Annotated in this window: 12 protein-coding genes and 1 pseudogene; 4 read left to right on the top strand and 9 right to left on the bottom strand. The window is 57.1% G+C overall.

The window, feature by feature from the left end; translation table 11 throughout:
• Positions 1–90: 90 nt before the first annotated feature.
• The 5 genes from IQ241_RS23590 to IQ241_RS23570 are packed head-to-tail and all read right to left on the bottom strand — an operon-like array spanning position 91 to position 7112.
• Positions 91–2214 carry a WD40 repeat domain-containing protein gene (locus tag IQ241_RS23590; protein WP_193911978.1) on the bottom strand — a complete coding sequence of 708 codons (2124 nt, stop codon included), beginning with the start codon at positions 2212–2214 and terminating at the stop codon, positions 91–93.
• Positions 2215–2217: 3 nt separating this feature from the next.
• On the bottom strand, positions 2218–3504 hold the full coding sequence (locus IQ241_RS23585) for a hypothetical protein (protein ID WP_193911976.1): 1287 nt from the start codon (positions 3502–3504) through the stop codon (positions 2218–2220).
• Positions 3501–4520 (bottom strand): phage tail protein, encoded by a 1020-nt coding sequence (locus IQ241_RS23580; RefSeq protein WP_193911975.1) that lies wholly within the window; start codon positions 4518–4520, stop codon positions 3501–3503. The genes IQ241_RS23585 and IQ241_RS23580 overlap by 4 nt, the downstream gene beginning before the upstream one ends.
• Before the next feature lie 10 nt (positions 4521–4530).
• The gene (locus IQ241_RS23575; protein ID WP_193911974.1) at positions 4531–6705 is read right to left on the bottom strand and encodes a putative baseplate assembly protein; all 2175 of its coding nucleotides are present in this window, start codon (positions 6703–6705) and stop codon (positions 4531–4533) included.
• An 8-nt stretch (positions 6706–6713) separates the two neighbouring features.
• Positions 6714–7112, bottom strand: coding sequence for a GPW/gp25 family protein (locus tag IQ241_RS23570; RefSeq protein ID WP_228022034.1), 399 nt, complete (start codon positions 7110–7112; stop codon positions 6714–6716).
• 295 nt (positions 7113–7407) lie between these two features.
• Between IQ241_RS23570 and IQ241_RS23565 the strand changes: the two genes are divergently transcribed.
• Positions 7408–7617 (top strand): Nif11-like leader peptide family natural product precursor, encoded by a 210-nt coding sequence (locus IQ241_RS23565; RefSeq protein WP_193911972.1) that lies wholly within the window; start codon positions 7408–7410, stop codon positions 7615–7617.
• A 186-nt stretch (positions 7618–7803) separates the two neighbouring features.
• Here the strand turns inward: IQ241_RS23565 and IQ241_RS23560 are convergent, their stop codons facing one another.
• Positions 7804–8196, bottom strand: a complete 393-nt coding sequence (locus tag IQ241_RS23560) for a carboxymuconolactone decarboxylase family protein (protein ID WP_193911970.1) — start codon at positions 8194–8196, stop codon at positions 7804–7806.
• A complete protein-coding gene (locus IQ241_RS23555) occupies positions 8177–8575 on the bottom strand; it encodes a MerR family transcriptional regulator (RefSeq protein WP_193911969.1) in 399 nt (132 codons plus the stop codon). Before IQ241_RS23555 ends, IQ241_RS23560 begins: the two co-directional genes overlap by 20 nt.
• A 311-nt stretch (positions 8576–8886) precedes the next feature.
• Between IQ241_RS23555 and IQ241_RS23550 the strand changes: the two genes are divergently transcribed.
• Together IQ241_RS23550 and nrtS are read left to right on the top strand one after the other, a co-directional pair.
• On the top strand, positions 8887–10125 hold the full coding sequence (locus tag IQ241_RS23550; protein WP_193911967.1) for a hypothetical protein: 1239 nt from the start codon (positions 8887–8889) through the stop codon (positions 10123–10125).
• 71 nt (positions 10126–10196) lie between these two features.
• Positions 10197–10457, top strand: a complete 261-nt coding sequence (gene nrtS, locus IQ241_RS23545) for a nitrate/nitrite transporter NrtS (protein WP_322743773.1) — start codon at positions 10197–10199, stop codon at positions 10455–10457.
• A gap of 30 nt (positions 10458–10487) precedes the next feature.
• On the opposite strand, the gene IQ241_RS23540 is transcribed toward nrtS, so the two are convergent.
• Together IQ241_RS23540 and IQ241_RS23535 are read right to left on the bottom strand one after the other, a co-directional pair.
• On the bottom strand, positions 10488–11153 hold the full coding sequence (locus IQ241_RS23540; RefSeq protein WP_193911965.1) for a hypothetical protein: 666 nt from the start codon (positions 11151–11153) through the stop codon (positions 10488–10490).
• A gap of 368 nt (positions 11154–11521) precedes the next feature.
• Positions 11522–11689, bottom strand: a complete 168-nt coding sequence (locus IQ241_RS23535; protein WP_193911963.1) for a hypothetical protein — start codon at positions 11687–11689, stop codon at positions 11522–11524.
• 388 nt (positions 11690–12077) lie between these two features.
• On the opposite strand from IQ241_RS23535, the pseudogene IQ241_RS25860 reads away from it, so the two are divergent.
• Positions 12078–12831, top strand: a pseudogene (locus IQ241_RS25860) (ISKra4 family transposase); the annotation flags it as partial.
• Positions 12832–12959: the final 128 nt, after the last annotated feature.

Raw genomic sequence — 12959 nt, 5'->3', positions numbered from 1 at the left:
GTGGGGGAGTGATCGGGTGATCGGGTGATCGGGTGATCGGGTTGGGGGGTAATGGGGGAGTTGCTATGCATGGGCAGGGCTTAGGAAGGGCTAGGGGCAGGCAGGGTTGTTGTCTTTGGCGCGGTATAGCCGGACATGGTGGTGGTTATCGCCGCTGGCGATCAGCAGATTCTGGCCCTGCTGGACGAGGTCAACGCTGTTGATCGGCTGACGGGAGCGGGCGATCTGATGCTGAGCCATCACCTGCCCGGTGAGATTGAGTGCCCAGAGCATGACCCGGCCATCATCGCCGCCGCTGACCAGGTAGCAGGCGTTTTTACTCAGGGCCACAGCGTTGACCGGTTCGCCCCGATGGCCGTCGGTCCACTGGTCGGTGCGATCGCAGGGTTCACTGCTGCTGAGGCACCGGCTTAAATCCCATAGCGTAATGCGGCCCTGGTTATCTGCCGTGGCGAGCCGGTCGGGTCTATTTCCTGCCGTCGTCAGGCTGGTTAGGTACTGGTTGGGATTGCCCGCAGGATAGTCAATCGAGTGCTGCTGGTCCTGTTCGAAATCCCACAGTACCAGTCGGTTGAATCGTCCGCCCACGGCCAGAGTGGTTTCCGCCGGTCCGACCAGGGTAATCGCCTGAATCGCAAACCCAAACTGATGCTGCTGGTCTGGCAAGGTGGGCTGGCCCGGCTCTGCAATATCGGTCAGGGGCCAGCGCAGCACGTCGCCGCTGCCGTGGGCGCTGAACAGGCTTTGAGAATCTTGGCTGAACTGGAGGTCAAAGACCCGATCGGCGCGCTGGTAGACCAGCGTTTTGGGCGATCGCGATGACAGCAGATCCCAGAGCTGAATTTCGCCATTCTCCAGGCCAGCGGCCAGCCAGTCGTTATTCAACGGGCGATAGCGCACCACCCGGATGGCCTTGTTCGTATCTTTCAGCGTCTCGACGTCGCGCAGGTTGCGAGAAACCTGCCAGCGGTGAATCGTGTGGTCGTCGGCAGCGCTGACCAGGGTATTAGCCTGGCCGTCAAACTGAACGCTGTTCACCGGGCCGCGATGACCGGCCTGCCAGTAGCCGGGGAGAATAGTCCCGAGGGCCAGAGCTGCAATGCCCAAACCCTGCACCCAAACTGGAATCTTGGGCGCTGCGATGAGCTCAACGGTGTGGGTTGGGGGCCGCACTTCGGTCTGCTGGAGCTGGGGCCGCAGCTGAAACTGCTGTCGCCGTCGCCAGCCCAGCCAAGGCGGCTGGGGTTGGAGAGTCAAGCTACTCTGCTCGATATCACCGGCTTTGAGCGCGACCTGAGCTGGACTGAGCTGGAGTACATGCGACGTGGTGGGGGCCGGCTTGGGGGGCTGCCGTCGCAGTACTGCCCGCAGGCGCTCCGACCAGGGCACGTCGATTCGGGCCAGGGTGAGCGCTACGGTCTGATCGACGTTACTGCGGTTGCTGAGTTCGAGGGTATAGCGGGTCGATGCTGGGCCAGTCGCCAGGGATTCCGGTGTCAATGGGGCGGCGGTGCAGCCAAAATCGATCCAGCCGGTCGGTAAAATGTCTAGCGTGCCCGACTGGTAGACGGTGGGCGCTTCGGCCTGGCTGACCTCGATATCGAAGGGGTAAACCTGGCTCAGCGCCTCGCTGGAGAGCGGCGGCTGACAGATAAACAGCACGTGGACGGTTCCCTGACTGGGTACCTGCAAGCGCCGCTCCTGGCCGTCGGTGAGCCAGACATAGGGGAGCCCTTTGAGGGCAATACGGAGATTGACCGTACTGCGGTTGGGATTGTAAATCTGGAAAGGAATCTCGACCAGCGTGCCAGGAACCGTCTGAAAGGCAGTCTTTGTCACCTGTAAGACCGGCGGCAGCGCCCCCGAGCCAGGCACTACCAGATTCACCAGCTGCCGATCTTCTTCGCCCAGCTCCAGACAGGTGACATGGACGTTCAGGTTCATCTTGCCGGTAAAGCCGCCTGGAATTGGCGGCACTTCCAGAATGTCAACGACAAACTTGACCCGGTCGCCCGCTGGAATCTTGGCTGACAGGTCGGGGGTCAGCCGATACCAGTCGGGTGAAGCCTGGCGATCCAGACCAGAGGCCGATAACTCTAAGGCGAAGGTGGCAAAGCAATCGCTGAGGTTGTGAACGGTGACTTCAAACTGGTCGTTGCCGGTGCCCAGGTAAATCGTCTGGCTGGAGAGCTGGGTGAGAATCTGTTTAGCCATAGCTTACTGAACAGCGCCTGAATGGGGCATGAGCCACTGGTGGAGCTGGCGGCGGCGGGCCGCAAAGCTCAGCAGATTGATCCCCAGCTCCTGGGCGCTGCGGATTTCTTCTCGGGATAGGTCAAACCATTCTCCCGGGTCCCCGTAATGGCTAGTACTCTGGCCCCATCCCTGGGTCAACGGCCCGACCAGCAGCAGCAGCCCGCCCCAGCCATAGAGGCCGATTGGCTGGCTGTTGATCGTTGGCCACTGGCCGAAGCGAAAGGGGTGCGATCGCGCTCCATGATCCGCCGCCAGTCTGCCGGTAGGATGGGCCGTCAGCCCCTCTTTGTCCAAAAAGGTCCGAATCGGAGCCGCCAGCTGCGCCACAGTTTCACCGATGCAGGCCTGGATCTCGCTGAGTTCCTGCTCGGCGGAGGCCTGTAGCGGCGTGGTGCTCCCCCGCCGCCGGGCGGCGATGGCGCTGCGGAGTTCGGCTTCGACCTGATACAGTTCGCCCAGGGAATCGGCATTGGCTTCGACCAGCAGCACCCCACCCTGCCGCAGATACTGCGCCATCTGGATCTGCTGTGAATGCCCTAGCTGGCAAAACTCGTCATAGCTGAGGTGACTCAGATCGCTCTGTCCAGCGTCAGCCACGATCTCACCCCGGATCGCCGGATAGAGCCCCGGCAGTGCCTTAAATAGGGCTTGAAAGCAAGGCATCGCCTCACTGCGGCGGGACCAGGCAGCGACCCTGGCGGTGAGCTGAGGTCGGGGCTGGACAACCTGGCGGTAGCGCAGATCGAGCTGATTCAGTCCTGGAGAGAAGACCTCTTCTGGGGGCGTGATTCCGGTTCCCCCTGGCGTCAGCCGCACCCGACACAGCTCCACCTCATCGTCCTCAGCAGGCCCGTTCTTCTCTAATATTTGGAACGCTTCCTGAACAATGTCGGTATCGACCTGGGCCAGCCGGTCTGAATGCTTGAGAACAATGTAAATTGTCGTCTCTACCGACGGCTGAGCCGAGAGGTAGCAGCTTTCTGAGCTCGTAACCACGATCGGATTGCCCTGGGCATCGATTGCTAAACCGGGCTGAATCGTTAACCAGCGCGGCTGGCGATATTTGCTCGCCGCCGCGTCAGGAATTGGCCCGACGCTGACCCCCAGTCCGCTGACGATGCCGCCCTGGTGCAGGGCTTCATAGTGAATCGTCTGGCGCTGCTGGTGATAGCCGTGGGCGACCTGCCAGCGGTCGGCGGTAATCAGCAGCCCGTCGTTGACCTGGAGGCGTTGGAGTGGAGCAGTCATGGGCGGGGGACGATCGCGAGATCGTAGCTACAGAATGCGGGTTTTTCCTGGTCGATGATGGTGCGAATCAGGGTTTCATCTAAGGAATAGTCTGCTGGCGGGCGCAGCTGCACGCTGAAGTGATAGGGTCGGTTGCCGCCGATCACGCTAGTCTGACCCAACACAGTCTGCCCCAGGACATGGCCCTGGCTAAAGTTTTCATGGATGCCAATCGCCTTTTGCGATTCGTCGGGCAGATGGTCGTCCAGGGGCAGGCCGCTGGCCAGATGCAGGTAAAATCGCAGGCCACGCCGGGTGCCGCGCCAGCGATAGATTTCGGCGGCGTAGCGAATCAATGCCCGCTGCTGGGCCAGGCTCAGCGGTCCCTGAAACGACCAGCCCACCCAGTGAGCCAAGAAGGGCAGCATCGACTGGGGTGCCGTCAGCGGGTCGAGGTAGGCCCACAGATGTTCCAGCACATCCACCGTCGGCTCAAAGGCGGTTTCAAAAATTTTTAGGAACCGCCCGACAAAGTCCACGTTTCGGTAGATATCGGGCAAAAAGTCCAAGTACAGGCTAGGCGGTCGCACCAGCAGCTGAAACGGGCTGAGCAGCTCCTGGCTGTCTCCCCGGGGCGCGATCGCGCTGACCTTGAGCTGACCCGTATAGTCGAGCTGGAGCGGCAGCTGCTCAGGAGAAAGCGGCTGCTCGAAGAAATCGGGCGCGATCGCAAAATAGACTACCGCCTCCATCTGATGATGGGCGGGCAGGGTCGAGCCCTCCGTCCGCAGCTGCCACCAGTCAGCAGGAAAATCGCCAGTCGCTGAAACCTGGAGCTGGAGCGGCCCATCGGAAAGATTTTTTACCCGCACCACGAGTTCGCTAAATTCACCGGGCTGCAGGCGCAGGCGGGTCTGTAATGACTGCGGTAGCTCGGCCTGTCGAGAAAAGACCGCTGTGGTAGCCACTGCCGCCTCTGGTAGCTGCATGGGGATGAGTTCAAGACTGATTAGCTGACCGGTTTTAACCTGGGACATACCGGTGCTCCTAACGGATCAGACTAATCGTATGGCCCGAGCGCAGCTGCGCATCAGCCCAAGAGCAAACCAGCCCTAGAGCCCCTGGCTTAACCACATTGTCCGGCGCTAGCTGCCGCACCCAGTCGGTACCCTGACGCCGTACCTCGTAGAGCATCACCGCGCCCAGATAGCGAACGCCGGTAATCCCTTGCAATAGAGTAATAATGTCCGACGGATAGACTGGGGTACCAAAGGGCCAGCCGCGACCGTCTCGCCCGCCAATGAGGGGATTCAAAAAGCGGTAGAGCGCCACCTGCAGGTTGTGCAAAATCGCCTGCTGGGCCTCGGGCGACCCGTAGGCCGGGTCGATCGCGACCTCAGTTTTGACCGACACGCCGATATAGTCGGGCGCTTGCAGCTTCACTTGCAATCCCAGCGGGCGACGTTCGTCTAAGAAATTCAGCACCTGTTGGGTGAGCTGAGGGGTCAGGTCCAAGGCGGCGGGGGGAATGCCGTTGGCCGTCTCAATGCTGGCTAAGTTGGCTTGGGGCACCAGCATCACCGTCACCACGCCGGGCTGATGATTGATCTGCCTGGGACAGATGCTACGGGCGACCGCACCATAGCTGGCCTCAATCGCCAGGGTTTCAAAGTCTTCGGGGGTGACGGCGCGATCGCGAGTCCGCAACAGCCGAGGCACGCGCAAAACCGCATCGTCTAGCGATTCTGCATCAGCGCCGTGGGAGGCTGGCCCGTGGTTAATCACCGACGCGACGTAGGGCACGGCTGACTTAATCACCCGCAGCGTGTGGGGCTGCACGTTGCCGCGCTGGCCGCCGCCGGTGCGGTAGGCCCGCATCGTAATCAGGGCACCTCGGGGCGGGATGGCACCGTACTGCCGCTCTAAGAGCTGGGGGGTGGCAGTCAGGACGGCGGTGCCGTGGGACTGCTGCTGAGATCGCGCCAGAGTTGCCGTTTTTAACTGGCCCGGCTCGCGAATGAGTGGACCAAACTGGACCGTGCCGGTGAGGGAATCAATTGTGTAGTGGCAGTCCTCTGGGCCAGAGTCGGCAAAATCGCTCACCTCGTGCCAGGTCTGCTGGGTGCCAGTGGGCAAAATCACCACCAGCTGCTCGGCCTCGCTGCGGGGTAGGACGGGCTGACTTTGCAGCTGAAAGGACTGCCCGGGCTGACCGCTGCTCTCACCCAGCGGCTCATCCTGAATGAGGGTGCATTGGCTAGCGTCAATCGTGCCGCCGATGGCGCGGGCCGCTACGCTGAGCAGTTGGGGAGAGCCAGTGTAGGCCGGTGTCCCCAGGGCCGGGCTAATGCACACGCAGCGCAGCCAGCGACCCCGATAGCTGGCAAACTCGGTAACCGGCAGCTGCTGCGGCAGGTGCAGCACTACCTCTCCCTTCTGTACGTCGCTGCTGCTGCCGGAGTCGTAGAAGCTGAATCCCCGGGTCTCATCATCGCTTTCCTGCATCAGTACCGGCACCCAGCCCTGACCGTCCCAGGCTTCCCAGCGGCGCGGCGGCGCTTCGGGGCGAATCCCGGTCGGCGTCGCGGTCTCGCCTTCAAAGCTGAGCGCAATGACGTTTCCGGCTAGCGCCTGCTCCGGGTCGAGCCCCAGGTAAAAGCTGTTGCCGGGCTGCGGTCTAGGGTTAAAGATGGCCTGCTCCCTGCCTGCCCAGCGGCCATCCGACTGGCGGTTCCAGTGAGTAGACAGCCGATCCTGTAAGACATTGGGAATGCGCTCGGCGGTATCAGCGGTGAGCAGATGATGAATGCGGGGCAGGCCAATCGTCAGTGGTCGGTCGGTGCTAAACACAATCGCCTCTGTCGTCTCGGTGCGTTCCGTCGCGACTTCCACCGCTGCCGGAATTTCATACGGGCTAGGTAGACTCGCTGCCAGATAAAAGGTGACTTCGGTCCGGGCTGGGGCCGGGGGCTGGAGGCGAATACCGAGCAGCTCTAAAAAGGCCACATAGTTTCGCCGCGGCACCTGATTGAACCGCATCATCATCTGATCGGTCAGCCAGCCAAACAGCTCGACCATGGTGATGCCCGGGTCGCTGGGGTTGTGATTAGTCCACTCGGGGCAGTAGCGCGGTACCCGCAGCAGACATTCTTCGACCAGCTCTTTAAAGGTGCGATCGTCCAGGTTTGAGTTGGGCAGCTTGGGCAGAAAGTCAAATTCCATAGGGGCAGCTATTCAGCGGGGGTAAGGTAGAACGGATACACTAAGCTGTGCCGGTGGTGACTCTGCCGGATCCGATAGCTGACGGTGATGTTCAGGCTGGCGGCATCCGGCGCGGGCGTGGCGGTGACAGCTTCAACCGTCAGCCGCGGCTCCCATTGCTGGATCGCATCGCGGGCGTAAACCTGAGCTAGCAGCAAGGTGTCGTCATTGAGCGGAGCAAAGACGAGCTCATGCAGCCGGGAGCCAAAGTCGGGCCGATAGACCCGCTCACCCACACGGGTGCCAAGAATAATGAAAATGGACTCCTCCAGACTGCGGCGATCGCGGCTGAGCTGAAGCCCTCCCTGCACGGTTAGCTGCATTGGAAAGCCCCAACCCTGCCCTAAAACGTCCTGACTATTGCTCAATGCTGATATCCAAACTTTCGTTGATATGTTATCAGGCCCGTTTTCAGAAAACTTCCGTAATTTTGACGATTCACAAGGGTGGATTGGGCAGGATAAAACTAGGCTGATAGACAAAGCGAACTTGATGAAGCGGTTACGCTAGCGGTTGAAGGTTGAAGTGGCTGACTGGGTTCGCCCTCATCCTAAATCCTTCTCCCGAGGGGAGAAGGATTTAGGATGAGGGCCTCTCCAACCATCAAAGGCCGCGTTAGTCTATTTGTTTCTTTTGTCCAAATCTATAGAATTGGTGAACCCCATGGCCAGAGAACAGGTTGTCAAACTCTACCGCAAAGCTCAAACAGACCCGGCGCTGCGCGAAACCCTCAACACCGCTCCTAACGTAGAATCTTTCGTCAAAATGGCCAACCAAAAAGGCTTTTCCTTCACCATCAAAGAATGGCAGGAGATGACCAATTTCTCCGTTGAAGAGCTCAAATGTAATCTCTCGGAAATTCCCGGGATTTAAAGTACAGAAATGAGCTATCTAGCGGTCAGTGCGCTTACTCGGCGTAGATAACCTTAATTATTTTTCGTCACCTTTGTATGACTCTGGCCATAGGCAGTTTTTTCAAAAGTTCGACTACAGCGTTGATGGCGGAGACAAGCCTTTCCTGAATCCTGCTGCGTTTCTCTTAAGTCATGGGCTTTTGAGTCACTCGCAAACCTCTTTAACCGCTGATATTCCATTCAGCGCCGCCGGGAACCCGGCGTAAACGGCCATTTGCATCACCACTTCGACAATCTCTTCGCGGGTGCAGCCTACGTTGAGCGCTGCCTGAATGTGTACCTTGAGCTGGGGCCGGGCATTGCCTAACGCCGTCAGAGCCGCTACTGTAGCGATTTCCCTCGACTTGAGGTCCAGCCCTGGTCGGGCATAGATATCGCCGAAGGGAAACTCGATGACATAGCGGGCCAAATCGGGCGCAATTTCGCTCAGGCCCTCAATCACCTGTTCCCCGGCTTCCCCATCGATGGCCTGAAGCTGTTCCCAGCCGCGCTGAAAACGTTCGGATTGTGAATCCAAATCAAGATTTGACTGTGCCATAGGTTTGTACCTTTGCTTCTAGTTCTGAATAATGCTGAATCTTCCAGTCAATCGCGACGAGATTCTCCTGAAGCTGTTGAATTTGTTCTAGAACTGTCTGCCGATGCGCTTCTAGCAGCTGTCGCCGCTCATCATAGGCCGTCTCTGGATACTGGCGCACCAGCATCGCATACTGCTGCATCTGGCGAATCGGCATCCCGGTCAGCCGCAACCGGGTTAAAAACTCGATCCAGCGAATGTCCGCCACTGAGTAGCGCCGATGCCCGTTGGTCGCTCGTTCCACCGCTGCAATTAGCCCGCAGCGCTCGTAGTAGCGCAGCGTATGGACGCTGAGCCCGGTTTCCTGAGCCACCTGCTGAATCGTCAGTTCTGCTGCCATAGTTCAACTTTAGAAGTTAGAGCACGCTCTCAGTCAATCAGAAATTTTCATTTGTGAAATCTGCTGGAGGTTGGGAGTCTAGTAGCTCTAGCAGCCATATCGGCAGTACACTGTGCTCAAAGGTCTAGCGGCTGTACTTTCCGGAACTCGCTATGCTAGGTCCGCCTGTTTTTGAGTTTATCTATTCTGGAAACTGGGCTACCAGTTATCAGAGTGGCCTGATTTTTGGCTGATTGGCGGTAGCGTTGCCTAAGCTATTTAGACTTGCCGCGATCGCGACACCGTCTCTTTTATCCACGCCGCTATCTATCATGCTAAACAGACTCCGCTGTCGGCTCAGACGGTTTTTCTACAAATCTAGAACCGTCAACGATGAGCCAATCAACAAGGTCAGCCTGATTGTCATCGTCCTGGTTGATATCTTTATTCTAGTCAACGTTTTTATCGGTTTAAATGATATTGGTCAATGGTACATCAGCCCCACTCAGGCCTATGACTGCTACCCCGAGTGGCAAAGCTATCGCAGCAGCACCGCCGACTTAAAAGATTATAATACGGTTCGCGATGCGTTACTAGAGCAGAATTCAAACTTTCAGCGTCAGGATCGGTATCGGCAGCTGAATGATCGGCATTTGGGCAGCGTCTCAGCTATTTGTCAGCAATACGCATCCTATCAGGATGCCCTCAGCACGCCTGAGAGTCGGGCTATCCTTGACCAAATTGACGGCATTCAAGCTGAAATTGCCGCACTTGAGGCGGCCAATCAGACCATTCGACAGCAGTATGACTCGACCCTGCTCGAAGAAATTGCCGGACAGCCCCGCGACCAGTCCATCAATGCGGTAGAAGCCGCTCAAGCAAGGCAAACCCTCGAAACAAACGAGGGCAAAATTGCCGATTTCAAAGCAGCCCAAAGCGAACTGCGCTCCCAGCTGCTGGCTTCGGCTGAGAGCGATCGCTTTCTGCAATACTTGAACGAAGATAGTTCGTTCCAGACCTTAGAGCGCCGCTATCAGCGAGCAAGATTTTGGTATCCCAGCATCCAAATCCTGTTCCAGGGCATCTTTTTGGTGCCGTTGATTTTTATGGCGTCAGCCGTTCACCGCTACGGCCAGCGCCGCGGCTATGGGCTGGTTTCGCTGATCAGCTGGCATCTGCTCGCGATCTTTTGCATTCCGCTGATCGTCAAAGTCTTTCAGTTTCTTCAGGCGGGTTTCCTATTCGAGGTGCTTTCAGAAGCGATCGCGGCTTTGCTCGGCGGCCTCCTCTTTCTACTCACCTATCTCTACATTCTGATCATTCCGCTGATTGGATTTGGCATCATCAAATTCTTTCAACGGGTGGTCTTCAATCCCAAAGTACAGGCTGCGGGCCGGGTGCAGAAAGGAAACTGCATTCGCTGTGCTAAAAAAATTCGCAGAGAAGACGCTCACTGCCCCCACTGCGGCTTTTACCAGTTCGTCGAATGCCCCAACTGCCACGACTCCACTTATAAACATCTGCCCTACTGCCGAGAATGCGGTACGCCGCAGGAGCCAAATCCGACATAGGTCAAAAATGGCCTGAGGGCACCATTTTGGCAGAGAGGATTAGACAGCTGTAGGCGCAATTATGCGATCCTATGCGTAAGTGCGACGGCCAAATGAGCGAAATGAAGGAATATATTCGCAGCTTAGTCAATCCAGAGATGGCACCCACCGGCATTCGAGTCGCCTTGATCGTCGGCTCGGCCCTGTTTGCCATCAATCACGGTAACGCCCTAATGCACAACCGGATGCAGCGCAGCCGCTGGATTTCGGGCGCCATCACCTATATCGTCCCCTACATGGTGAATATCCATGGCCAGTACAGCAACCATAGGCGAGACCAGGCTAAGCGATAAGCCTCCTTGCCAGCCGCTTTTTAATTGAACTCATGCCGTAATCCTATTCAGCCAGGCTGGATAAGACCGTGAATTGGCTGTAGTGAGCGCTAATTCCGTCAGCTTACTGAGGAAAGCCTCGACGGCTGGTATAAAGACAGCGTCCATGGCGGAATCGCTAGGAAAGGCTTCGAAGGCCAAGGAGCAATAGGGCTTCCCAGCAACTTCTAGATCTGTCAGTTCAAATTCTAAACCCCGACTGATAGAGGTTTCCGCTCTGACTTCTTCGGCCTCAGCTGTAAGGGCATCCAACCGGACCTGGCGCAATGCGCGCTTTTTCAAAACGGAGACAGTCATCAGCTCGGTTGTTTCGGCCAAAAACAGCCGTCGATAGGCAGCTGGGAGGTCTGCATAGGACCATTTGACCCAGCGCTCGACTAGCCCCTGATGCCTCCCGCAGAACACCTGCGGCCCTGAAGCAGAAACCCGGCCCTTAATTTGCATCTCTCCCTCACGCCATTTGATGCCCATATCGTCGCCACCAGGCACAAGTAAATAGCAATCGGATCGTTCTTTCCAAACCGGCAGGCCAAGGTCAGAGCTGGTTAGGAAAGGAGCCACCGTCTCAAACCAGGTCTTCAATGCTGGATACCTATCGGCATTCCCCTCGAAGAACCATCTCACCTCCTGGCTGGCCAATGGGATTGTCTTAGTCATCATGTTCAAAGGAGCGAGGCAACTGCAAATTCCTGTCTAACGGTCTGGTTGAGCCGCTGTGAAAACTTTGTGCTTCGTAGCACTTTCTCAATGGCCCGTTTTGACTATCCTGACTAATATCTTCGATTCCTGCCTACTGGCAGCTGGCATAGCAGGTCAAAAAACTTGGATAGAAGCAGGATCTGGTGCCTGGACTACTCGGCCTCGATTCCAGCGTCATAATCCCTTGTTTAGTTCCAGAATAGTCATGGGAGCTACATCTATTTGCCCCGCAATTCCTCTTCCGAGAGGGTTAATCCCCAGGGAAGAAACTATAGGAGGCTCTCTATGCAATATCCTGAAAGCTTTTCGATAAAGTCGGCCACGCCCTAAATCGTCTCTTCATTGACTATTCCAATGGCGAATTTTCGCACTTCTGCGTTGGAGTAATTGGTCGCCGCTTCCAAAACGGGAATGATATCTTCATAGTCAAGCTCCTGCCAGAATAACATCTGACCTAGAATTTCAATAACAGACCTTCCCCATTTGACTCGCATAGCATCCCTACTATTTGCTAATCCGATACCTTTCTCGATGCAGCCGTAGACCGTATATCTGGCCGAGATGGTGAATGCTGGATTAGCCGCATCAGTAGACGCAATCCCTCATTGACCGCTCCAGAATCGGGAAACATGGCTGCTACATCGCGATCCAGCTGGATGTTGGATCGTTTACGCCCTGGGCCTCGGGCTACAACTGGGAGCTGGGTAAAGTCGTACTCGGGGCGCGATCCAGAGAGTGCATCCCAGCTATGCGATGAGTAAGAATACCTAGCGCCGACTCAGGGCAATAGCGATAAGCTTTGAGCAGTACGATGAGGCTAGCAAAATAAATGGATGCGACCAAAGCAGCCCGGCTCAAGGCCCTGACCCATGAGTTAGCAGAATTCTCTATGAAGAGACCAATCCCGAGCAAGTGAAGACCCTGGAAGGCATCGAGGAAGCGGTGCGGGGTCATCTACTGAATCACGTCGGTCCTGAGCTCGGCAATTTTTTATCGGCACAGCAAGTGGCACAACGAGCGGGCGGCAGCGAGTCATCGCCAGCGTTATCGGGCCGCTGAGCATCAGCGAACAGCAAGGTCGGCGGCTAGGGCTAAAAGCGCGAACCCGCTGGAGTCCGTATCTAGAGAAGTGCTGCTTACTGGTCAGTGCCAACGAGTCGTACGAGCGCTCCGCTGAAGACATCGCAGTGCTCACAGGGGTAAGCGTTTCGAGCAGCACTCAACAGCGATTAGTGCACCGCCAAACCTTCGAGCCGCCTCAGGTTGACTGTGGCATCAAGGAGATGAGCCTCGACGGGGGCAAGGTTCGGCTTCGTACCCCTATCGGGCAGCCGAGCGAGTGGCGCGACTACAAGGGGTAAACCTGCATCAGGGTTGTGTTAGTGCGTTTTGGCAAGACAACGAGCGCTTAGTCGAATGGGTAAACCAGCAACCGTTAGCCTCACTGTTAGTGTGCTTAGGTGACGGCCACGATGGCATCTGGAATCTGTTTGAGCCGATAAACCGCCAGGGACAGCGCTTTGAGATTCTCGACTGGTACCATTTGATTGAGAATCTAGGCAAGGTGGGCGGGTCGCAGCGTCGCTTAGATGCAGTTGAAGCTTGCTTGTGGCGAGGGGATGTGGAGAGTGCGCTACGGGTATCAACTTAAAGCGGGACAAAAAGCGCTTGGCAAGGATGTATCAATAAGCACAACAAACAAAAAGCTCTGCGGCAGAGCCCAGAGCCATGTATCGTCACCCTAACAAGTTCAAAACATGGGTA

Origin of the sequence: Vasconcelosia minhoensis LEGE 07310 (genome assembly GCF_015207255.1) — a bacterium.
Classification (GTDB): Bacteria; Cyanobacteriota; Cyanobacteriia; order Phormidesmidales; family Phormidesmidaceae; genus Vasconcelosia; species Vasconcelosia minhoensis.
The sequence above is the reverse complement of the archived record's forward strand: the minus strand, read 5'-3'. Positions and strand labels throughout refer to the sequence as shown.